Genomic DNA, 22,087 nt, shown 5'->3' on the forward strand with positions numbered 1-22,087 from the left:
CGGCCGGGGACATTCTGTCGTCGTCAGCCTTGTCGCCGAGAAACTCGATCAGGCTCAGACGGGGCAATCGACGCCCGGGCTGAGCCTGATATCGTTCATGAGACACGGATCCAGCAGCCTTGCGTGACTGCCGTCCCATACGCTGATTCATGCTTTCGGGGCTTGACAATCGTCGCCATGATCTATGGGTGTCGACGTCGCCAAAACCCTACATATGGGGTGTGAGCTGATTTTGGACACAAGATAGTGTTGTTTGGTGGGGCGTGCAAGTGGATAACTTGTGGGTAAGGTGTGGTTGAAAATCCGGCCTTGCCGCTGGAGGATGTCAAGAGTTCAGGTGTTAAATTTTCTGCGCTCCGTCAAAGCAGATGGTGCCTGCGCTGCTGGCGCGTAAACGCCCAAATTGGCGTATCATTCGTGACAAATCACCCTGAAAAGGTTACGACGTGGCACAGGAAAGTAACTGCTTGTGAGCTGCTGGCCACGTTGACCCAACGATGCGGATGGAATGCCCTTGGATACCAATGCGCAAGAACATGTATTGATTGTTGAGGATGACGAGCGTCTGGCGACACTGACGCGCGAATACCTCGAAGCCAACAACTTCCGCGTGAGCGTCGAGAACGACGGCGCGCGGGCGGTGGACCTGATCATCAGTCTGCGCCCCGACATCGTGATTCTGGACCTGATGCTGCCGGGGGAGGATGGCCTGTCCATCTGTCGTCGCGTGCGGCCTCAGTTCGCCGGGCCGATCCTGATGCTGACGGCGCGTACCGATGACATGGATCAGGTGCTGGGTCTGGAGATGGGCGCCGACGATTACGTGCCCAAGCCGGTGCAGCCGCGTGTCCTGCTGGCACGCATGCGAGCCTTGCTGCGTCGCGCCGATGGCCCCGAAGTGGCCGCCGGTGAAACGCGCCTGGTGTTCAATGATCTCGAGATCGACAACGCCACCCGTGAGGCATGGTTGGCGCGCGAGCGCATCGAGCTGACCAGTGCCGAGTTCGACCTGCTGTGGCTGCTGTCCTCGAACGCGGGTCGCGTGCTGACGCGCGAGGAGATCTTCTCTGCGCTGCGCGGCATCAAGTACGACGGCCAGGACCGCTCCATCGACGTGCGTGTCTCGCGCATCCGCCCCAAGATTGGCGATGACCCCAATCATCCTGAGCGGATCAAGACGGTGCGCAGCAAGGGATACCTGTTCGTCAAGGACCTCTAGACGATGCGCCGGGCTCTCTCCGACAGCATCTTCCTGCGTGTCTATGTCGCCTTGCTGGTGGCATTGGTGCTCACGCTGGGCATCGCGCTGGGCGGCTTTCAGCTGACCAACATGGTCCGGCTGGAGGCGTACCAGACGCGTCTGGGTGCGGCGCCGATGCGCCTGCTGGTGAGCCAGATCGCGGCCACGCCGGAAGCTGAGCGCGGCGCCTTCCTCAATCGGACCGCCCGGCTGCTGGATGGGCGGTTGTTGCTGGCACCGGCGGCGGTCTTTGACCTCAGCTGGTGGGAGCAGCGCCGCCTTGAAGCAGGGCGGCCGCTGGTGCGGCCCCATGATGACGCCGGCTGGCAGCTGCTGATGGCGGTGCCGGGCGAAGAGAGAGTGCTGGAATTCCGGCTGCTGCATCTCGCGGAGCGGCAGTTGCGCGGGTTGATGGTGTCGCTGCATGACACCCTGCAGCCCATGAATGCCGAGCAGCGCAGCGACTTGCTGGCCCGGCTGCAGCAGGCCTCCGGTCTGTCCTTCGCGCTGCTGCCGGACATTCCGCAGAACCTCGATGCGCAGCAGGCCAGCCGCCTGGAGGCCGGTCGGGTGGTGCTCAACGTGGCCAGTCACGGTCAGGCGATGGCGCTCTATACTCGTCTGGGTGACCGCACCATGCTCAAGGTCGGGCCCATCCGCGGCTTCGAGACAACACCGCCGGCCTTGATCATCGCCATGATACTGGCGGTCATCAGTCTGTTGGGCGGCGTCATCTATCTGGTGGTGCGTTCACTGGAGGCGCGCCTGACGCGCCTGGAAAAGGCTGCGACACGCATTGCGGGCGGTTATCTCGATACGCGAGTGCGCATCGAGTCCAATGACTTTCTCGGGCGTCTCGGCATGGCCTTCAATGGCATGGCCGAGCGGGTGCAGGGGTTGCTGGGCGCGCAGCAGGACATGATTCGAGCGGTCTCGCATGAATTGCGTACCCCGGTGGCGCGTATCCGCTTCGCACTGCAGATGATCGAGGACATGGTCGATGATGATTTCGTCCAGCGTCAGATAAAGGGCGCAGACGGTGACATCGAGGAGCTCGACAAGCTGATCGACGAGATCCTGACCTATGCACGCCTCAACAATGCCGCCGGTATCCAGCTGGATCTCGGCATGGTGGATTGCCGTGAGATCGCGGAGCAGGTCTGCGAGACGCTGGCGCCGCTGCACCCTGAATTGCTGCTGAGCATCGAAGGTGAGGCGCTGGAGGTCGAGGCCGAGGCGCGCTATCTGCAGCGGGCGTTGCAGAATCTGGTCTCCAATGCCTGCCGGCATGCGGACTCCCGTGTGCTGGTGCGCATCACCAGTGACCCGCAGGTGGTCAGGCTCGATGTCGAGGACGATGGCCCCGGCATCGATGAGGAAGACCGCAAGAAGGTCTTCAAGCCCTTTGCGCGCCTGGATGATTCGCGTACGCGTGCCTCCGGCGGCTACGGGCTGGGGCTCTCCATCGTGCAGAAGATCCTGCATTCCCACGGCGGCAGTGTGGTGGTGGACAAGGGCAGGTCGCTCAAGGGCGCACGCTTCAGCCTGTTGCTGCCACTGACCTCCAGTCAGCTGGAACGCAAGGCGCCTGTGCCCTTGCCGCCGGTCAAGCCGCCGTCACTCCAGGACGAGCACACCACCTGATCACGACCGTTTGAGGAATCGGCCATGCGGCAATCTTCCTTGTCACTGCATCCTGACTTGATCGGCGCATGGCGGCTCGAGCGTTTCTGGTATGCCTGGCCGGATGGACGCGAGCTGGAGCCGCTGGGCGAGTGCAAGGGCCAGCTGCATTACATGGCCAATGGCTATATGAGTGTGCAGCTGGTGTCCTGTGACCGTCAGCCTCTGGGGATGGCGCCGACGGATGATCAGCTGGTCGCCGCCTTTCGTGAAGGCTTTGCCTACTGTGGGCGCTGGCAGTGGGACAGTGAGCGGGAGGAGGTCTGCCATCATCTGTCGCTGGCCACGATCGCCGACTGGGATGAGGTGACGCTCGTGCGGCGGGTCACGCTCGAGGGGGACCGCCTGCTGCTGGGGACCGATGCGCCGAATCTGCAGCTGCCGGAAGGTGGTTTTCTGACATGGCTTGAGTGGCATCGATTGGCGACTGTGTGAAGTGATTGTCGAAAAGGCTTGACGTGATCATGGGTTAGCGTGCAATGTAGCCCCTGTTGGATAGCAAGACGCACCACTCAGTCGCCTGTGCTGCTCGGTAAATCGCCTTGAGCGCCCCGAGAAGCCTCGCTGATTTGATGCATGGTTTTGCTTTGCCCACGCTCTTCGGGTAATGCCCGTTATTTCAAACATGCTAATCAGAGAGGAATTTCTCATGGCTACAGGTACAGTTAAGTGGTTCAACGACGCTAAAGGTTTTGGTTTCATCGCTCCGGCTGACGGTGGTGACGATCTGTTCGTTCACTTCTCCGAAGTCCAGGCTGATGGCTTCAAGACCCTGCAGGACGGCCAGCAGGTCTCCTTCGACGTGACTCAGGGCCAGAAAGGCCTGCAGGCAGCCAACGTCAAGGCTATCGACTGATCATCACTCATTGCGGAATGCTTTCCGCTTGAGATGATAGATGTCAAGAACCGCCCCAGCTCATGCTGGGGCGGTTCTGTTTGTGCTGAAGAAAAGTCTTGCGCGCAAGCCGTAGTGATATGGCGCGAATACGCAGTGAACAGCAATGACAAGAAGCCCCACCACTCGACAGGCCGCAAGGCATCGAGTGGTGGGGCTTTCGTGTATCTATCCCTCGTAAGCGCTGAAGCCCGGGTATCAGGCAGGCTTCACGCCACTCAGCACCTCGAATGATGTCTCACGGGCGGTACGCAGGAAGTCGTCCATCCACGGCGTGCCGAGCAGGTCTTCTCTGACGGCGGCGTAAAGTGTCGCCCAGACACCGTCGCCCAGCGACAGGCCACGCACGTAATCACGTGTCAGATATTCGGCCAGCGCCCAGTTGGGGAGCGCCGTGACGCCGCGGCCGCTGGCGACCAGCTGCATCATCATCACCGTCATCTCGGCGCTGCGGATCTCGCGCGGGCTCACATTGGCCGGTTCGAGGAACTGGGTGAAGACGTCCAGGCGATCATGCTCGACCGGATAGATGATCAAGGTCTCGTCACACAGGTCCTGCGGCTCCACATGGCCCTTGATGGCCAATGCATGCTGGCGTGCCACGGCCAGCATGACCTCATAGCGGAACAGCGGGATGTACTGGATGCCGGTCATCTCCACCGGGTTGGCGGTGATGACCAGGTCCAGCTGCTCACGGCCCAATGCCTGCAGGGGAGCGAAGCTGTGGCCCGAGGGGATATCGACTTCAATCTCCGGCCAGTGATCGCGGAAGCGATCCACCGTGGGCATCAGCCACTGAAAGCAGCTATGGCACTCGATGGCCATGTGCAGTCGGCCCTGCTCGCTTCCCGCCATGCGGGCAATGTCGCGCTCAGCCATGCGGAACTGCGGCAGTACCTGCTCTGCCAGCGACAACAGGCGCTGTCCGGCGCGCGTGAATTCTACCGGCCGTGTCTTGCGGATGAACAGCGGCGCGCCCAGGCGCTCCTCGAGGTCCTTCAACTGATGGGACAGGGCGGACTGGGTGAGGTGGACACGTTCCGCGGCTTCGACCAGCGAGCCTGCATCACGCAGGGCCAGCAGGGTACGCAGATGGCGCAATTCAAGCATGATGAATGGTGCTCATGTTGAGAGGTTGAAAAAGGTACGTCGTGGAAGGTCACCATCATGAAGCGCGGCTGCCAGAGGGCGCTCATGACACTGTCTCATATTCATGGCGATTCGCGTATCACTAGGGGCGCTGGAACAGAAGGGGGCCGGAGTCGGATGCCAGGAGGGTGTCATGCAAGGCCGGCAGGGCACGTGTCTTGCGCCAACAGTGTATTCCCATCCCCACAAGGCTCACTGCGCTTGATAGACTTTGGCAGAGTGCGCCAGGAAGGCCGCCGTCTCCGCCTTGAAGTCCAGCCATGCCGCAGTGTCTCGTCGCGCGAGTCCTGCGCTGCATCTTGTCGTCCGACATGCCCAGGGAGGGTTCATCATGTCACGTCATTGCTGTCGTCTTTTTGCCATTTCCCGTGCGTTGCCTCATAGGTGGGCCACGAGCCTCACGCCAGGGGTGATCGCTGCCGGGCGAGCAGGCTTGCGCCTGTCGCCTCTGGCGGTGCCCATGCTACTGGCCGGATGTACCTCCCTGCCGTGGAGTCAGGACGCCACGACAGGGGTGGGTGCTGGCCAGCCGCCGCTGAAGGTGCCGGCCCCCGCGCAGGACCCGGGTCCCGTGGTGCATGAAGTGGCGGAGAAGCCTGCGCCGCCCAGTGTGGAGTCGCTGGGCAAGGCCGCTGCCGTGACCTTGCCCTCCAGCTTTCTGCCCCCGCCCCGAGCGAGCGAGTATCAGGTATGGCGCTGCACTCCGGCGCAGGATCTGTTGATGGCCTTCAGCGAAGGTGACGCCGAGACGTCTCATGACTGGCTGCGGCTGTGGTCACGGCGGCATGCCTATACCCTGGAGCGGGTCGTCAGTGCCTCGGGCGCGCGCTATCAGGCCAATGCCGGTGCATCGCCGGCCGGGCAGGCGTCCGGTGAAGTGAAGGCACTGCCCGGCGAAGAGGGGCTGGAGGTGTGGTTCAAGGGTTCCGAGGCGATGCTGCAGAATGCCCGCGGCAATCTGGAATGTGTGCAGGATGATCGGCGTGTGATTCATCCAACGACGCAAAAGCCGCTATTGGTGGCGCAGGGCAATGAGCCGGGCTGGCAGGTCAGTCTCGACAGCCAGCACAATCTGCTGACGCTGACGGCCATGCAGGGCTTGCTCGAGTCGCCACACGAGGCGCAGGCATCCGAGCGCTCTGCAGAGGCTGATGCTCGCTCGTCAGGTGTTCAGGTGGTGAAGCTGCCTTATCGGGTCGCCCGCGAAGCAAGCGATAGTCGTGTGCTCAAGGCGCAGCTCCCGACTGACGGCAAGCAGAGCGAGCCGTTGCAGCTGGTGGTCGCGCCGGGTGCCTGCTTCGATTCCATGCAGGGCGCGCCCTATCCCCTGACGGCGACCTTGACGATTGCAGGGCAGGAATTGAAAGGCTGTGGCGAGGCGTTCCGTTATCAGCCGGCGGTCGAATGAGGGGCGGGACTGGCTACAGTGTTCGTTTTTTTCGAATGATATAGGCGATTTAAGTCGCTTTTCGTGTGGAATGTTTCATTTATCATGCTGTGCATGCGGATCGGGTCGAATACTGTCGACAGGATCGCGCCTCACCTTGATGGAGACCCTCTACATGTCAAAAGCTTCGCTCAATGTCCTGCTGGTGTCTGCTTCCCTGTTCGCTGACAAGGGCAATTCACGTGCGCTGGCCACATCCTTCGTCAGTGCGCTCGAGGCCTCCGGGCAGCCATTTCAGCTGACGCACCATGATCTGGTCGAGCGTGACCTGCCGCATCTCGATGGCGTGGAAATGCAGGCCTGGATGACGCCAGCGGATGAGCGCAGCGCCGAGCAACGCAAGCTCGCCGCACTGTCCGATGGTTTTCTGGCCGAGCTGAGAGCGGCAGACCTGCTGGTCGTCGCGGCACCGCTCTACAATCTGGGCCTGCCGACGCAGATGAAGGCGTGGTTCGATCGAGTGCTGCGTGCCGGCGAGACCTTCCGTTACACCGAGAAGGGGCCGTCAGGTCTGCTGGAAGGCAAGCAGGCACTGGTATTGGCAGCACGTGGCGGGATGTATGCGGGCAGTGAGTTGGACTCCCAGACTCCGCATCTCAAATCCATGCTTGGGCTGATGGGCATCACCGAGCAGCACTTCATATACGCTGAAGGCCTCAACATGGGCGATGAGCAAAAGGTGGGGGCTTTGTCAGAGGCGAGGACCAGCATCGCCAACTACGTAGATGCTCTCTGACCCGATGTATCCGCTGTAGTTGAGCCACATGGGGTGAGCATGCAGAACGAAAACACCACCGCCGCTCTGAGAGGAGCGGCGGTGGTGTTTGTGCTATCGGGAAGCAGAGGTCACTGGGGGGAGGGGGGGCAGGTTGTCGGAAACGCTCAGCTTTGGTCTTCGAGCACTTCCAGTGCGCCCTTGAGGCGCGCATGCAGTTCTTCCAGCGGCGGCTGGGCACCGCCTTGCGGCCAGCCCGCCGTCAACACCACGCCATCGGCACCATAGTCGCTGGCATCCACCGGTACATCGTAGCCGCTCAGCCAGTGGCGAGCATCGGCTTCATGGGCGAAGCCGACCTTCAGGCGCCTGGGCGTGCGTGGTGTGAAGGTCGTGGTGGGCAGGTGCTCGAGCGCCTCGAGCACCGCGCGGCTGTATGCTCGCACCAGGCCACCGGTACCCAGCTTGATGCCGCCGAAGTAGCGGATCACCACACAGGCCACCTGGCCGACGCCGCTGCCTTCCAGCACCTGATACATCGGTCTGCCGGCGGTGCCACCCGGCTCACCATCATCGGAGAAGCCGATGGCGTTCTGCTCATTCGGCGCCCCGGCGATGAACGCCGTGCAGTGGTGGCGCGCGTTGGGGTGGGCGAGATGCGCCTGGGCCAGCAGCCGCGTCATGCCGTCTGGCGTCGGGGCATGGGCCAGCCAGGCGATGAAGCGGCTCTTCTCGATCTCGATGCTGTGTTCATGGTGCGCCTCGGGCGCCAGTGCTGGTATCTGATAGCTCATCTTGCCATCTTACCAAAGCATCGCTCTCAGTGAGTGACGGCATTGCCGCGGACCACGCCCATCACCATGCCCAGCACTTCGATATCGGCATTCTTGAGATAGATGGGGGCCATGCTGTCATTGGCCGGCTGCAGGCGCACGCCGGTCTTCTCGATATACAGCTTCTTCAGCGTCACTTCCTGCTGATTGATCATCACCACGGCGGTCTCGCCGTTCTCGGCGCTTTCGCTGCGTTCGATGATGATGATGTCGCCATCATGGATATTGCAGTTGATCATCGAGTGGCCGCGCACGCGCAGGGCGTAGGTGTTGCGGCGCACCATGCGTGTCGGCACGGCAACCGTACCGCAGTCGGCGATGGCTTCGATGGGCATGCCGGCGGTGATGTTGCCGAGCAGCGGGATATCCATCATGTCGCTGGCGGTGATTTCCTGCCAGGCCTGGTCATTGAGCGGCAGGTTGTGAAGACGCTGAAGGTAGTGCGGAGCGTGAAGACGTGACATGAGCTATCCCCTGATGCCATGCGGTCGGCGCGGATGGTGCGTCGGCCTGCGGTGCAGCGTGGAGGGTCGTCAGGCTGAGTTCATCTGTCGCCTGCTAGGCTCCGCGGACATGCTGACAACGCGTTGAGCCGACCCGATCAGTCTGTGCCTGCACTCGGCAGGCGTGTGATGAAGGTACTGTATGGATACTGTTTTTGTATACAGTGTCTGCATCATAGCAAGCTCTCGCGAAGTGGCAAGAGGTGAGCGAATTGACCGGCGCCAATTCAGCGAAAGTGTGTCGTATGAATGTGCATCACAAGTCGCTGATTTATTTCTCGAGTGCTTGACTGCCCGTCATGGCGGGGCCCTGAGGTCAGGCGATTGGCTGCTCGGTGGTCAGTGTCGGCCTCAGCTCGTAGAATGGCACGCAGTGACCCTTCGGGGTCAGCCCTTGATGTCGCACTCCGCGATGGCCCAGCCGCGAGAATCCGGGATGCCCAGCCAGCCTGCCAGCGATGAAGTCTGTAGCGCGCCGCCTCTGTTGACGGTCGTGGCGCTCGGCTGTGAGCGTGATGAGCGCTGGCTGTTCGAGGGGCTGGATCTCTCGCTGCATGCGGGAGAGATCCTGCAGGTCGAAGGGCCCAATGGCAGTGGCAAGACGACCCTGCTCAAGATTCTGTCCGGGCAGTTCCATGATCACGAGGGAGAAGTGCTGTGGCGCGGCCAGCCCACCTCGCGGATACGTGATGACTTTCTGGGCTCACTGCTTTATCTGGGCCACCAGCCCGGCATCAAGGGTGCCCTGACCGCATTGGAAAACCTCGCCTGGTATCAGGCACTTGGTGGTCAGTCGCAGGAGGGGGGAGGGGCTCGTAGCGAGCTTGCCTGGGCGGCTCTGGACGCCGTGGGGCTGGCCGGTTTCGAGGATGTGCCTGCCCAGCAGCTGTCCGCCGGCCAGCAGCGGCGTATCGCGTTGGCGCGACTACATCTGACGCCACGCCGGCTGTGGGTGCTGGACGAGCCCTTCACCGCCATCGATCGCGACGGCGTTCAGGCGCTGGAGGCATTGCTGCTGGCCCACGCCCAGCGTGGGGGCAGCGTGGTGATGACGACTCATCATCGCTTCTCACAGGCCTCGCGCTTGCGACGGATATGTCTGGGGCAAGCCTCAGGCGTGGATTCGAGAGGGAGCGTCTCGGCATGAATCATGAGCTGCTGACGGCACTGCCCGAGGCCCCGCCCACCAGTTCGCTGGCCGGTGCCTTCAAGGCGACCCTCGCGCGCGACCTGCGTCAGGCGCTGCGCCGACGCAGTGAGCTAATCAATCCGCTGGTGTTCTTCGCCCTGGTGATCACGCTGTTTCCGTTGGGCATCTCACCGGACAAGGCGCTGCTGGCGACGCTGGCACCGGGCTTATTGTGGGTGGCGGCGTTGCTGGCGACGCTGCTGTCACTGGATGGCCTGTTCCGGCAGGACCTGGAAGACGGCAGCCTCGAGCAACTGTTGCTGACACCGCAGCCATTGCCGTTGCTGGTGCTGGCCAAGGTGGCGGGCCACTGGCTGCTGACCGGCCTGCCGTTGGCGTTGATGGCACCTTTGCTGGGCGTGATGCTGGGGCTGCCGAGCGGCACCTTCGGCATCTTGATCGCCTCGCTGGCGCTGGGCAGCATGAGTCTGTCATTGATCGGTGCGATCGGTGCGGCGCTCACAGTGGGGCTGCGGCGCGGCGGTGTGCTGCTCTCGCTGATCATCCTGCCACTGTACATCCCGGTGCTGATCTTTGGTGCCGGCGCCGTACAGAGCGCCGTCAACGGCATGCCCAGTCTGGCGCATCTGGCCATTCTGGGCGCGATGCTGGCGCTGGCCCTGCTGCTGGCGCCGCTCGCCATCGCCGCCGGACTCAGGCTGAGCATCAATGGCTAGCCCGATCAAGAACTGCATGACGCTGCCCGAGTATTCTCGGGCATTCGCAAGGCTCTTCATTGCCCCTGACAAGAGGCCCGTGTGACCGCCGATTCCGACTCTCCTCAAGCGCCTGCCCACAAGGTTCGCCCCCGCAAGGGCGGACTGTGGCCGTGGCTGCATCGCATGGGCGCACCGGCGACCTTCTTCACAGCCAGCCGACGCTGGCTGCCCTGGCTGTGGGCGCTGGCGATCATCGCGCTGGTGGCCGGCAGTGTCTGGGGGCTGGCCTTCGCGCCCGCTGACTACCAGCAGGGCAACAGCTTCCGCATCATCTATGTGCATGTGCCGGCGGCGATTCTCGCCCAGTCGTGCTTCATGCTGCTGGCGGTGTGCGCGCTGCTCTTCCTGGTGTGGAAGATCAAGCTGGCCGACATGGTCGCCACGGCTGCCGCTCCCGTCGGCGCCTTGATGACGGCGCTGGCACTGTTTTCCGGCTCGGTATGGGGCATTCCCACCTGGGGCACCTGGTGGATCTGGGATGCCCGGCTGACGTCGATGCTGATCCAGCTGTTCCTGTATCTGGGCGTGATCGTGCTGCGTGGCTCCTTTGCCAGTCGTGACAGCGGTTCGCGTGCGGCCTCGATCCTCGCGCTGGTCGGCATGGTCAATATCCCGATCATCAAGTATTCGGTGGACTGGTGGAGCACACTGCATCAATCGGCCACCTTCACGCTCAGCGAAGCACCGCCGATGCCGGCCAGCATGTGGATTCCGTTGCTGTTGATGGTGATCGGCTTCTACGCCTTGTTCGGTGCATTGGTGCTGATGCGCACTCGCGTCGAAGTCCTGCGCCGCGAGAGCCGCAAGCAGTGGGTGCGTGATCTGCTGAGGCCGCACTCGGACTCACGCCCCGGCCAGAATTCGCCTGCGGGCTCCGTTTCCACAGAGGGTGATCACTGATGAGCCTGCCCGATGTCGCTTTCTCGAGTGTCAGCGAGTTCTTCGCCATGGGCGGCCATGCACTGTATGTGTGGTCCGCCTGGGGGCTGACGGCGACGTGCCTCGCGGGGCTGGTGATCGCCACGCGGCTGTCCCGTCGCGCGGTGGAGGCCGATATCCGCCGTCGCCTGCGTCGGGAATCCGCCCGCTCCTGAATCCATTCTCGACCTCCCGTGCCAGTCGTCCCGCTGGCCGCGAGAGGCATGACTGTCCCTTGCCCTGACCGAGCCCTGACCATGACTCCCAAACGCAAGCAGCGCCTGTATATCGTCACGGCCATCGTGCTGCTGGCTGCCCTCGCGGTCGGCCTGACGCTCTATGCCCTGCGCGCCAACATCAACGCCTTCTATACCCCGACGCAGATCGCCAATGGCGAGGCGCCCCAGGGGCGCCAGTTCCGCGCAGGCGGCATGGTGCGTGATGGCAGTGTCAGGCGCGACAACGAGACGCTGGATGCCATCTTCACCGTCACGGATTTCGATCATGACGTGACGGTGCATTATCAGGGCATCCTGCCGGACCTGTTCCGTGAAGGGCAGGGCGTGGTGGTGATGGGCACCTTCGATGGTGATCATCTCGAGGCCAGCGAAGTGCTGGCCAAGCATGACGAGAAGTACATGCCGCCGGAGGTATCCGACGCACTCAAGGCCTCCGGGCGCGATGTGTCTGGCAACAGGACCGGGAACATGGCTGGGAACGAGTCGAGCGACAAGATGACCGGCTCCTCCGTGGTCGAGAAAGCTTCGCGGGAGGCCCAGTGATGGTGACGCAACTGCTGCCGGAAATCGGCCACTTCGCGCTGATTCTGGGTGCCTGTCTGGCCCTCGTGCAGGCTGTCGTGCCGCTGGCGGGGGCCGCCACACGTCGCCCGTTGTGGATGAGCTTCGCCCAGCCGATGGCCTGGGGTCAGTTCCTGTTCGTGCTGATCGCCTATGCCTGCCTGACGGCGAGCTTCCTGCTGGATGATTTCAGCGTCGCCTACATCGCCAACAACTCCAACAGTCAGCTGCCGTGGTACTTCAAGTTCAGTGCCGTCTGGGGCAGCCACGAAGGCTCGGTGCTGCTGTGGAGTCTGATTCTGGCCGGTTGGGGCTTTGCCGTCTCGCTGGGCGCGCGTCATCTGCCGCGCGACATGCTGGCGCGAGTGCTGGGCATCATGGGACTGATCTCGACTGGTTTCATGGCCTTCGTGCTGCTGACCTCCAATCCCTTCGCACGCCTATTGCCGGACATGCCGACAGATGGCGCGGACCTCAATCCGCTGTTGCAGGACATCGGCCTGATCATCCATCCGCCGATGCTCTACATGGGCTATGTCGGCTTCTCGGTAGCCTTCGCCTTCGCGATGGCAGCGCTGATGGGCGGGCGTCTCGATGCTGCCTGGGCACGCTGGGCGCGCCCCTGGACCAACATCGCCTGGGCCTTCCTCACCGTCGGCATCGCGCTGGGCAGCTGGTGGGCCTACTACGAGCTTGGCTGGGGCGGCTGGTGGTTCTGGGACCCGGTCGAGAATGCCTCCCTGATGCCGTGGCTGGCCGGTACCGCCCTGATCCACTCGTTGGCGGTCACCGAGAAGCGCGGTGCCTTCAAGAGCTGGACGGTGCTGCTGTCGATCTTCGCCTTCTCGCTGTCACTGCTGGGCACCTTCCTGGTGCGCTCCGGCGTGCTGACCTCGGTGCACGCCTTCGCCAGTGATCCGGACCGCGGGCTGTTCATCCTCGTGCTGCTCGGTATCACCGTTGGTGGCTCGCTGCTGCTGTTCGCGCTGCGCGCACCGCGTGTGCGCTCAACGCTGGGCTTCCATTGGCTCTCGCGAGACGCCTTCCTGCTGGTCAACAATCTCGTGTTGCTGGTGATGATGGTTACCGTGCTGCTGGGCACTCTCTATCCGCTGGTACTGGATTCGCTGGGGCTGGGCAAGATCTCGGTGGGCCCGCCGTACTTCAATGCGCTGTTCGTGCCGCTGACCACCCTGCTGTGCGCCTTCATGGGCCTCGGGCCGGCCTCGCGCTGGAAGCAGATGCCAGGGCGCGAGCTCGTGCGCCGCCTGGCGCTGGCCGGTTGCGCGGCACTCGTGATCGGTGGGCTGCTGCCGCTGTTGCTGGATATCGAGTGGAGTCTCTCGGTGGCGCTGGGGCTGGTCATCGCGCTGTGGGTGGTGCTGCCGCTGCTGCGCGACCTGTGGGACAAGAGTGCCTCGAAGGCGGGGCGCTGGGCAGGACTCAAGCGACTCACGCCCAGTTACTGGGGCATGCAGCTGGCGCACCTGGGCCTGGCGGTGACCATCGTCGGCGTGACGCTGGTCTCCAATACCGAAGTCGCCGAGAACGTGCGCATGGTGCAGGGCAAGGAGGTCAGCGTGGGCGGCTATCAATTCCGCATGACCGAGCTTGGCGAGTATCGCGGCCCAAATTACCTGTCGGACCGTGCCACGGTGGAAGTCAGCCGAGATGGTGACCCCGTGACGACACTGCATCCCGAGAAGCGCCTGTTCCTGGCCAGCGGCATGCCGATGACTGAAACCGCGCTGGATGCCGGCTTCACGCGTGACCTCTACGTCGCCATGGGCGAGAAGCTCGATGACGACAGCTGGGCAGTGCGGATTCAGGTCAAACCCTTCGTGCGCTGGCTGTGGCTGGGCGCCTTGCTGATGGGCGCAGGTGGTGTGATCGCCGTGCTGGATCGCCGTTATCGTCGTCGTGTCGAGACCAGCACGGTGACCGACAATCCCTCACTCACCCCGCAGGAGGCTCGCCCATGAATCTTCGTCGTCTGGTGCTGTTCGTGCCGCTGCTGGTCGTGGTGGGGCTGGGTGCCTTCCTCTACCAGCGCCTCGATGATGACCCCTATGCGCGAGATTCCGCGCTGCTGTCGCGGCCCTTCCCCGAATTCTCGCTCAGCACGCTGAGTGACCCGCAGGCGCGCATCGATGCCTCGCTGCTCAAGGGCCAGGTCAGTCTCGTCAATGTGTGGGGCGAGTGGTGTCCGACCTGCAAGCATGAGATGCCACAGCTGCTGGACCTCGCCGATCGTGGCGTGCGCATGATCGGCGTCGACTACAAGGACACGCGCGCCAAGGGGCATGAGTTTCTTGAGGAGTTCGGGAATCCCTTCAGTCTCAACATCTTCGATCCCGATGGCACGCTGGGCTTTGATCTTGGCGTCTACGGTGCACCGGAAACCTTCCTGGTCGATGCCGAGGGCGTGATTCGCTATCACCACACCGGCTATATCCGCCCGGAAGACATCCGCGATGTGATCATGCCGACGCTGGAGCGAATCGCCGAGCCAGCGGCTGCCGACAACAAGAGCCGCAATGAGGCCCGTTCATGAAGCCTGTCCTCAAGAGCTTTGCCATCCCGCTGGTGCAGGCATTGGTCGTGCTGCTGTTTCTCTCATGGCTGGCAGCTGGCAAGGCACAGGCTGCCATCGAGGTGCATCAGTTCGACAACCCCGTGCTGCAGAAGCGCTACGACAGCCTGACGGCAGCCCTGCGCTGCCCCAAGTGTCAGAACCAGGCAATCGGCGACTCGGATTCGCCGATTGCCGGCGATATGCGTCAGAACGTGGCCGACCTGCTCAAGGACGGACGCAGTGACAGCGAGATCCAGAATTTCATGGTCGCGCGCTTCGGTGAGTACGTGCTCTACAATCCGCGCCTTGATGGCCGTACCTGGCTGCTGTGGGGCGGCCCGGCGGCGCTGATTCTGCTCGGCCTCATCATCGTCGCGCTGATCGTGCGCGCTCGGCGGCGTGCGCGGGTGCGCGCACTGGACCCCGAGGAACAGGCGCGCCTGTCAGCACTGCTCAATACGCATCGACAGTCCAGCGATGAGCTTGAGGCTGCCAGTGATGAGCAGGTATCAGGCACCCAAGACCGCTCGCCGAACGCCAAGGAGCGCTCATGATTCTGTTATGGCTGGCGATTGCCGTGCTGTTGATTCCCGCGGGCTGGTTGCTGTTGCTGCCGCTGCGTCGCGCGCGTCGCGTGCATGTTGACCAGCAGGCCTTCGAGGACAACGACAGCCTCGGCGCCGAGAACGTGCGCGTCTACCGCCGCCGGTTGGCCTCGCTGGAGCGCGGCCATGCGCGGGGCGAGCTGGATGACACGGCGCTGGCGGAAGGGCGGGTCGAGTTGGAACGCAGCTTGCTGGAAGACGCCGAAGCCCTGAAACGTTCTCCGCTCAAGCCCGCAAGCAGTGGACGCCTGCTGGTGCCCCTGTTGCTGGTGGCGATGGTGGCGGGGTCGCTCTACTGGTATCAGCGCGAAGGCGCGAGCGGAGACCTGGCGCTGGCGCAGGCGATCGCCGCCACGCCGATCCATGATGCCGCCAGCTTCGAGGCGCGCCTCGCGCGCCTGCGTGCCGAGGCCGAGGCCCAGCCCGACAACGCCAAGGTATGGATGGCGCTGTTCCCGCTCTACCGCGATGCCGGGCGCCTCGACGAGGCCATGCAGTCGCTCGAGGCGTTGATCGCGCTCGAAGGTCGCGTGCCCGCGCTGATCGCGCAGCTGGCGCAGCTCAAGTTCTTCGCCGCCCAGCGTACCTTGACCGATGAGGTGCAGGGACTGACCGATGAGGTGCTGGCAGCCGATCCGCGTCAGCCCACGGTACTCGGTCTGCTGGGCATCGAGGCCTTCGACCATGCCCGCTATCCCGAGGCCATCGACTACTGGCGCAAGGCGATTGCCGGCTTCGAGAATCCCGATGCCGCCAAGGCACTGCGCGAAGGCATCAGTGCTGCTCGCAAGCGCATGGCCAGCGCGGGTGAGGTCGATGCCTCGGTTGCCCTGGATGCCTCGGCAGCGGCGGGTCAGGACGCGGCGGCTGATCAGGATGCTGCAACTACTCAGAACATGAAAAAGAGCACGGCTCGCCTGACACTGAAAGTCTCGTTGGATTCATCGCTCAAGGCGCAGCTGGCAGCGATGCCCGTGAGTGCAGATGCCGCGACCGTATTCATCGTGGCGCGTGATGCTGAGGGCAAGCTGCCACCATTGGCGGTAGTGCGCACCACGGCTGACAAGTTGCCACTGACGGTCACGTTGTCGGATGACAATGCCATGGCCCCGATGGCGCGGCTCTCGATGGCAGAGAGCGTCAATCTGGTCGCGCGCATCTCTCCCTCAGGCAAGCCGGCGGCTCAGCCGGGGGATCTTGAAGGCAAGCTCGAGAATGTCATCGTCACGCGAGGGGCCGACTCCGGCGGCGAGGAAAGTTCTGGCATCAGTTCTGATGCCAGCTCTGATACCAGCATTGATGCTTCACAGGCGCCGCTGGCGCTGAAGATCGATCACGTCGTCGCTCAATAAGTCCCGCAAGGCCCCGGCTCGGCGTTGTGACGGCAGGCTTTGTCATCGCGCCGGTTGGGGCCATCGCCGCTTTTGGGTAGACTGCGCGCTGGTTTTTCGAAAATATCCTCGATGACCGCCTGTTTCGTTGTAAGGACCTGTTTACCCCGTCATTGCGCAAGCCCTTCATGCAGAGGCCTGTCCGCCGTGGTACTGCAGGTTTTTCTACTTCAGATTTTCTTTGTCTCGACTCAAGGACGCGCCAGGCGCAATGCGGCTCAAATCGATCAAGCTGGTCGGCTTCAAATCCTTCGTCGATCCGGTCACCGTGCCCTTCGACAGCAACATGACGGCGATTCTCGGCCCCAACGGCTGCGGGAAATCGAACGTCATCGATGCTGTGCGTTGGGTCATGGGCGAGTCCAGCGCCAAGAACCTGCGCGGCGAGTCGATGACGGACGTAATCTTCAATGGCTCCACCGGGCGCAAGCCGGTGGGGCAGGCCTCCATCGAGCTGACCTTCGACAATGCCGATGGCAGCCTCGGCGGTGCCTGGTCCGAGTATGCCGAGATCGCCGTCAAACGTCTGGTGACGCGCGATAGCCAGTCCGGTTACTTCCTCAATGGCCAGAAATGCCGTCGTCGCGATATCGCCGATGTCTTCCTCGGTACCGGTCTCGGGCCGCGCTCCTACTCCATCATCGGTCAGGGCATGATCTCGCAGCTGATCGAGGCGCGCCCGGATGACCTGCGCAGCACCCTCGAGGAGGCCGCCGGCATCTCCAAGTACAAGGAGCGCCGCCGCGAGACCGAGAATCGCATGAAGCGCACCCAGGAGAACATGGAGCGCCTGGATGACCTGCGCGAGGAGCTCGACAAGCAGCTCGAACGCCTCAAACGTCAGGCCGAAGCCGCCAGGCGCTACCAGACCCTCAAGCAGGACGAATACCGCCTCAAGGGCGAGCTGGCCGTGCTGCGTCGGCGTGGCCTGCGTGCGCAGCAGCGCGAGCAGCAGTCACGCGTCGCGGAGCTGGAAACCGGTGTCGAGCGCGAGATTCTCGGTCAGCGTCAGTGCGAGAGCCAGCTGGAAGAGCAGCGCTATCAGCACGACGAGCTGGCCGGAGAGCTGGAAACGCATCAGGCCGCCTTCTATGAGACCGGTGCCCAGATCGCGCGTCTCGAGCAGAGCCTCGAGCACGCTCGGACCCGTGAGCAGCAGCTGGCCGCGGATCTCGATATGGCCAGGCGCGAGCTGAGCGATATCCAGCGTGTCGAGGGCGAGGACGGCGAGCGTCTCGAGATGATCGATGCACGTCTGGAAGACATCGCCCCGGAACTCGAGCTGGCCCGCGAGACCCTCGAAGGGCTCGAGCTGTCATTGGAAGAGGCCGAAGAGCGTCGCCAGGACAGCCAGAGCGAGTGGGAGCGTTTCAGTCAGGCCGACAACGAATCCCAGCGTGGCGCCGAGCGCGCCCAGAGCGAGATTCAGCAGCTCGAGAATGCCATCGCCGACTCCGAGCGCCAGCGCGAACGTCGTCGTCAGCAACTCGCGGAGCTGCCCGATGTCGCCGAGCTGCGCGAGTCGCGTGAGGAGCTGCGCGAGCAGCTCGATGAATTGTCGCTCAGCGGCGAATCGCTGGAGTCGCGTCGCGAGCAGGCCAGTGAAGCCCGTGAGCAGGCTCAGGCCGATCGTCTGGCGCTGGATGGTGAGCGTGATCAGCTGCGCCAGCGTCGCAACGTCTTGCAGGGTGAGAAGGCCTCGCTCGAGGCACTGATCGACGCGGCACTGCGTGATGACGATGACAGTCTGGCGAGCCACCTGGAGCAGCACGGGCTCGCCGAGACCCCGGCGCTGGCCGAGGGGCTCGAGGTCGCCGAGGGCTGGGAATCGGCCAGTGCCTGGGTGCTGGGCCCCTTCCTCAAGGCGCGTCTGGCGGCGAGCGAGCCGTCTCGGCTGGCCACGCTGATGGATGAGCTGCCCGGCGGCGAGCTGTTGCTGGTCGATGGCACGCCGGCGTCCAGCGCGACAGCCCGCCCCGCTGGCACTCTGGCGGCGCAGGTGAGCGGCGCGGATGCCCTGGCCGGTTGGCTGGCGAGTATCCACTGTGTCGAGTCGCAGGCCGCCGCCTGGGCCAGGCGTGATTCGCTGGCCGCGCACGAGAGCGTGCTGACACCGGACGGTCTGTGGCTCGGACGAGGCTGGAGCCGCCGTCAGGTGGCCGGTGAACGTGCCGATAGCGTCATCGCCCAGCGGGCGCGCCTCGAGCAGGTGGTGCTGGAGCTAGAGTCACTGGATGAGCGTCTCGAGGAGATCGAGACGCGACTGGCCGCAGCCGCCGAACAGATTGCCGGCGCCGAGCAGCAGCTCGAGCATCTGCGCGTCGAAGAGCGGGAGCTGGGCGAGCGCCAGCGTGAACTCAGTCTCAAGGAGGCCGGCATCGCCAGCCGCCTGGAGCATGTCGATGGCCGCGCCCGAGAGCTGGATGAGGAGCTCGAGCAGCTGGCGGAAACGCGCGAGACTCAGGCCCTGACGCTGGAAGAGGCACGTGAGCGCTGGCAGCAGGCACTGGAGGCGGTCGAGAACAACGCCCAGTCGCGTGAGTCGCTGGAGCGTTCACGGCGCGAACATCAGGAGGCGCTGGCCGGGCTGCGTGCCCAGCTGGCGCCCGCGCGTGAGCAGGTCAACCGTCTCGACATGGAGCGTCAGCGCCTGACCACCGAGCGTGATGGCATGCAGGGCCAGCGCATGAGAGCCGTCGAGCAGCGCGAGAAGCTCGCCGAGCGTATCGAGATGCTCGAGGCCAGCCGCGAAGAGGCCTCGCTGCCGCAGGAAGAGGAGCGCGAAAAGCTCGAGATGCTGCTCGAGACGCGTCTGTATCAGGAAACCAAGCTCAACGCCTGTCGTGACAAGACTCATGAATTGGTCGAACAGATGCGCCAGGCGGAACAGTCGCGTCAGACTCATGAGCGCAATCTCGAGGGGATTCGCCAGCGTCTCGAGGAAGGCCGCATGCAGGTGCAGGCGCTGACCCTCAAGGGCGATGCGCAGGACGAGCAACTGGCGGAACTGGGTTATGACGAGGCGGCGATCACGCAGCTCGAGGACGAGCTGGATCCCAATGCCACCGAATCGGCCTGGAGTCACAACCTCGAGCAGATCGGCGAGCGCATCAAGCGGCTGGGGGCCATCAACCTGGCGGCCATCGAGGAATACGACCAGCAGGCCGAGCGTCGCAACTACCTGGAAGCCCAGCATGCCGAGCTGAGCGAGGCGCTGGAGACCCTCGAGCGCGCCATCCGCAAGATTGACCAGGAAACGCGGGTGCGCTTCAAGGACACCTTCGACAAGGTCAATGCCGGAATCCAGGCGCTTTTCCCCAAGATCTTCGGGGGCGGAACCGCATGGTTGACGCTGACTGGTGATGATTTGCTGGAGACGGGAGTCGCGATCATGGCGCGGCCACCGGGCAAGAAAAACTCCACCATTCACCTGTTGTCAGGCGGTGAGAAGGCACTGACGGCACTGGCGCTGGTCTTCGCCATCTTCCAGCTCAATCCGGCCCCGTTCTGCATGCTCGATGAGGTGGATGCACCGCTGGATGATGCCAACGTCGGACGCTATGCGAGGCTGGTGAAGGAGATGTCGGAAAGCGTACAGTTCATCTATATCACCCATAACAAGATCGCCATGGAAGCGGCAGATCGGCTGATGGGTGTCACCATGCAGGAACCCGGCGTCTCGCGCCTTGTCTCTGTAGGGATAGAAGAAGCTGCCGTGCTTGCCGAAGCGTGAGGGAAAAGCCGTTCAGGAGGGCAAGGTCATCCTCCGGCGCGGTAGCCAGTGGCCGCCTTGGCGGCCTAGTTGGCAAGATCGTGTTGCATCTAGAGATCGAAAGCACTACGAGTTTGCGTCATAGTGTCAGTCAGGGATAATTGAAGGGCGATTGCGCAGGTCACCACCACAGGATTGACATTCGAAAAAATGTCCCCTTTTTCTGCAATCGCGCTATGCTGTTCACGTGCATGGTGCCCAAGCAAACAGGCTAATGACCCATGGAATTGAGAGAGTGGCTCATCTTGTTGGGGTTGGTGCTGGTCGCAATCATCGTCGTTGACGGTGTGCGCAGGCTCCAACGTCAACGTCGAGTACCCCGACTGGATCGAGCGGGTACAGAGGATTCCACCGACGATGCGGGCAATCCCGCGGTGGAAGAAGAGGAAGAACGTGACAACTGGGAGCTGCCGAACGGCGGCTACCGGGTGGTTGGCGATTCCGGAACGCATGCCGAGGACGAGGAAGATGTCGTGCTCGACAATGCTCATGGCATTAAGGCCTCGCGGGTGACTCAACCGAGTCGTCCGGCGCAGCCCATGGAGCGTCGTGAAGCGCCGGAGCGCAAGGGCTTCGGCGAGCGTGCGGCTGCCTTCGGTGCACGTGCCAGTCAGTCAATGCGCGATGTGACGGCCAGTCTGGGCGCGCGGCGCGACGACGAGCATGAGCACGACGATGCGCATCGTGAGCCCGTGCTCGGCAGCGCCTCCAGTGAGCAGGCCGAGACGGCGCGCGAAGACGACTTCCATGAGAAGCCGGTGATCACCGCCGAGGACGACAGCATCAGCGTCTCCTCCACCCAGGCCGATGATCTCGAGCCGATGGCCGAGATCGAGGAAGGTCAGGATGTCAGGACTGAGGCGTCCTCCGCTGGCAAGCCGGCCGATGTCGCCAGCAGTGCTTCCCAGCGCCAGGAACCTTCACTGGAAGCGGCCGTCGCGCCTGCTGCCGATGCGACAGCGCCCGAGGATGATCGTCATCCTCTGGTGCTGCGTGCCGAACGCAATCAGGTCGATGACCAGCTCGCACGTGACACCCTGGCCGACGCCAGTGAAGTCATCATCATCTCGGTGATGGCGCGTGGCGATGAGGGCTTCAGCGGTGAAGACGTGCTGGGTATCTCGCTGGCCTGTGGTCTGCGTCATTCCGAGATGGGGCTGTTCCTGCGCCACGAGGAAGATGACGATGACAGCCCGCTGCAGTTCGCGATGGCCAACGTGGTCAAGCCGGGCATCTTCAAGCCGGCCGAGATGGTGGACAGCCAGCTGGATGGCGTCACCTTCCTCATGCCGCTGCCGGGCGCGGACGACACCTCCGCCGCCTTCGAGACCATGGTCGAGATCGCCATGCTGCTGGTGCGTCGTCTGGGGGGTGAGCTGAAAGACGAGAACCACAGCGTGATGACGGCCCAGACCATCGAGTTCAAGCGCCAGCAGGTGCACGAGTTCGAGCGCCGCAATCGTCTGCATCGCTACCAGGCCAACTGATCGACTCCCCAGCCATTCTCTGAGTCGACCAGTCATGCCAGAACGCCAACGGCGACCTTCGGGTCGCCGTTGGCGTTTTCGTTCCTGGTCACAGTACAGACGGCTTGAAGGTTCGGACTCGTGGTCGCATTGAGTACAATGGCAGCATCAAGGCGACCCCTCCGCC

21 protein-coding genes are annotated in these 22,087 nt (G+C 63.3%); 17 read left to right on the forward strand and 4 right to left on the reverse strand.

Features of this window, described 5'->3' with window-relative positions:
- The first annotated feature begins 508 nt into the window (after positions 1–508).
- The 4 genes from CDPAHKCJ_RS10365 to CDPAHKCJ_RS10380 all read left to right on the forward strand — a co-directional run bounded on the left by CDPAHKCJ_RS10365 (position 509) and on the right by CDPAHKCJ_RS10380 (position 3,779).
- Positions 509–1,219, forward strand: coding sequence for a response regulator (locus tag CDPAHKCJ_RS10365; RefSeq protein ID WP_043334706.1), 711 nt, complete (start codon positions 509–511; stop codon positions 1,217–1,219).
- Positions 1,220–1,222: 3 nt separating this feature from the next.
- Complete coding sequence (locus CDPAHKCJ_RS10370) at positions 1,223–2,884, forward strand: ATP-binding protein (RefSeq protein WP_166019722.1); 1,662 nt, start codon at positions 1,223–1,225, stop codon at positions 2,882–2,884.
- A gap of 24 nt (positions 2,885–2,908) precedes the next feature.
- Positions 2,909–3,358, forward strand: coding sequence for a lipocalin-like domain-containing protein (locus CDPAHKCJ_RS10375; RefSeq protein ID WP_166019723.1), 450 nt, complete (start codon positions 2,909–2,911; stop codon positions 3,356–3,358).
- Between the two features lie 214 nt (positions 3,359–3,572).
- Positions 3,573–3,779 (forward strand): cold-shock protein, encoded by a 207-nt coding sequence (locus CDPAHKCJ_RS10380; RefSeq protein WP_043333698.1) that lies wholly within the window; start codon positions 3,573–3,575, stop codon positions 3,777–3,779.
- A gap of 237 nt (positions 3,780–4,016) precedes the next feature.
- Here CDPAHKCJ_RS10380 and CDPAHKCJ_RS10385 read toward each other — a convergent pair whose 3' ends face one another.
- Positions 4,017–4,928 carry a LysR family transcriptional regulator gene (locus CDPAHKCJ_RS10385; RefSeq protein ID WP_054555293.1) on the reverse strand — a complete coding sequence of 304 codons (912 nt, stop codon included), beginning with the start codon at positions 4,926–4,928 and terminating at the stop codon, positions 4,017–4,019.
- A 499-nt stretch (positions 4,929–5,427) separates the two neighbouring features.
- On the opposite strand from CDPAHKCJ_RS10385, the gene CDPAHKCJ_RS10390 reads away from it, so the two are divergent.
- Positions 5,428–6,375: an MliC family protein gene (locus tag CDPAHKCJ_RS10390; RefSeq protein ID WP_166019724.1), complete on the forward strand. Its 948-nt coding sequence runs from the start codon at positions 5,428–5,430 to the stop codon at positions 6,373–6,375.
- A 154-nt stretch (positions 6,376–6,529) separates the two neighbouring features.
- Positions 6,530–7,150 carry an NAD(P)H-dependent oxidoreductase gene (locus CDPAHKCJ_RS10395; protein WP_166019725.1) on the forward strand — a complete coding sequence of 207 codons (621 nt, stop codon included), beginning with the start codon at positions 6,530–6,532 and terminating at the stop codon, positions 7,148–7,150.
- 146 nt (positions 7,151–7,296) lie between these two features.
- On the opposite strand, the gene CDPAHKCJ_RS10400 is transcribed toward CDPAHKCJ_RS10395, so the two are convergent.
- Both CDPAHKCJ_RS10400 and CDPAHKCJ_RS10405 read right to left on the reverse strand, forming a co-directional pair.
- Complete coding sequence (locus CDPAHKCJ_RS10400; protein ID WP_166019726.1) at positions 7,297–7,923, reverse strand: YigZ family protein; 627 nt, start codon at positions 7,921–7,923, stop codon at positions 7,297–7,299.
- Between the two features lie 26 nt (positions 7,924–7,949).
- A complete protein-coding gene (locus CDPAHKCJ_RS10405) occupies positions 7,950–8,426 on the reverse strand; it encodes a LexA family transcriptional regulator (protein ID WP_043333703.1) in 477 nt (158 codons plus the stop codon).
- A 475-nt stretch (positions 8,427–8,901) separates the two neighbouring features.
- Between CDPAHKCJ_RS10405 and ccmA the strand changes: the two genes are divergently transcribed.
- The 10 genes from ccmA to smc all read left to right on the forward strand — a co-directional run bounded on the left by ccmA (position 8,902) and on the right by smc (position 20,395).
- Positions 8,902–9,612, forward strand: coding sequence for a cytochrome c biogenesis heme-transporting ATPase CcmA (gene ccmA, locus CDPAHKCJ_RS10410; RefSeq protein WP_166019727.1), 711 nt, complete (start codon positions 8,902–8,904; stop codon positions 9,610–9,612).
- Positions 9,609–10,331 carry a heme exporter protein CcmB gene (ccmB, locus tag CDPAHKCJ_RS10415; RefSeq protein ID WP_166019728.1) on the forward strand — a complete coding sequence of 241 codons (723 nt, stop codon included), beginning with the start codon at positions 9,609–9,611 and terminating at the stop codon, positions 10,329–10,331. Before ccmA ends, ccmB begins: the two co-directional genes overlap by 4 nt.
- Positions 10,332–10,475: 144 nt before the next feature.
- Positions 10,476–11,273, forward strand: a complete 798-nt coding sequence (locus CDPAHKCJ_RS10420; RefSeq protein WP_277343457.1) for a heme ABC transporter permease — start codon at positions 10,476–10,478, stop codon at positions 11,271–11,273.
- Positions 11,273–11,467 (forward strand): heme exporter protein CcmD, encoded by a 195-nt coding sequence (ccmD, locus tag CDPAHKCJ_RS10425; protein WP_166019729.1) that lies wholly within the window; start codon positions 11,273–11,275, stop codon positions 11,465–11,467. Before CDPAHKCJ_RS10420 ends, ccmD begins: the two co-directional genes overlap by 1 nt.
- 81 nt (positions 11,468–11,548) lie before the next feature.
- A complete protein-coding gene (ccmE, locus tag CDPAHKCJ_RS10430) occupies positions 11,549–12,073 on the forward strand; it encodes a cytochrome c maturation protein CcmE (protein WP_166019730.1) in 525 nt (174 codons plus the stop codon).
- On the forward strand, positions 12,073–14,073 hold the full coding sequence (locus tag CDPAHKCJ_RS10435) for a heme lyase CcmF/NrfE family subunit (protein ID WP_277343455.1): 2,001 nt from the start codon (positions 12,073–12,075) through the stop codon (positions 14,071–14,073). The genes ccmE and CDPAHKCJ_RS10435 overlap by 1 nt, the downstream gene beginning before the upstream one ends.
- Positions 14,070–14,645 (forward strand): DsbE family thiol:disulfide interchange protein, encoded by a 576-nt coding sequence (locus CDPAHKCJ_RS10440; RefSeq protein ID WP_166019731.1) that lies wholly within the window; start codon positions 14,070–14,072, stop codon positions 14,643–14,645. The genes CDPAHKCJ_RS10435 and CDPAHKCJ_RS10440 overlap by 4 nt, the downstream gene beginning before the upstream one ends.
- Positions 14,642–15,220, forward strand: coding sequence for a cytochrome c-type biogenesis protein (locus CDPAHKCJ_RS10445; protein ID WP_166019732.1), 579 nt, complete (start codon positions 14,642–14,644; stop codon positions 15,218–15,220). Before CDPAHKCJ_RS10440 ends, CDPAHKCJ_RS10445 begins: the two co-directional genes overlap by 4 nt.
- A complete protein-coding gene (ccmI, locus tag CDPAHKCJ_RS10450; protein ID WP_166019733.1) occupies positions 15,217–16,623 on the forward strand; it encodes a c-type cytochrome biogenesis protein CcmI in 1,407 nt (468 codons plus the stop codon). Before CDPAHKCJ_RS10445 ends, ccmI begins: the two co-directional genes overlap by 4 nt.
- A gap of 250 nt (positions 16,624–16,873) precedes the next feature.
- On the forward strand, positions 16,874–20,395 hold the full coding sequence (gene smc / locus CDPAHKCJ_RS10455) for a chromosome segregation protein SMC (protein WP_166019734.1): 3,522 nt from the start codon (positions 16,874–16,876) through the stop codon (positions 20,393–20,395).
- An 89-nt stretch (positions 20,396–20,484) separates the two neighbouring features.
- Here smc and CDPAHKCJ_RS13385 read toward each other — a convergent pair whose 3' ends face one another.
- Entirely contained in the window at positions 20,485–20,925 is a 441-nt protein-coding gene (locus CDPAHKCJ_RS13385; RefSeq protein ID WP_240916756.1) for a hypothetical protein, read from the reverse strand.
- An 18-nt stretch (positions 20,926–20,943) separates the two neighbouring features.
- Here CDPAHKCJ_RS13385 and CDPAHKCJ_RS13490 point away from each other — a divergent pair, with 18 nt between their 5' ends.
- Positions 20,944–21,921, forward strand: coding sequence for a cell division protein ZipA C-terminal FtsZ-binding domain-containing protein (locus CDPAHKCJ_RS13490; protein ID WP_346773920.1), 978 nt, complete (start codon positions 20,944–20,946; stop codon positions 21,919–21,921).
- Positions 21,922–22,087 lie beyond the last annotated feature (166 nt).

The sequence above is a fragment of the Cobetia sp. MB87 genome (genome assembly GCF_011319755.1).
Taxonomy (GTDB): domain Bacteria; phylum Pseudomonadota; class Gammaproteobacteria; order Pseudomonadales; family Halomonadaceae; genus Cobetia.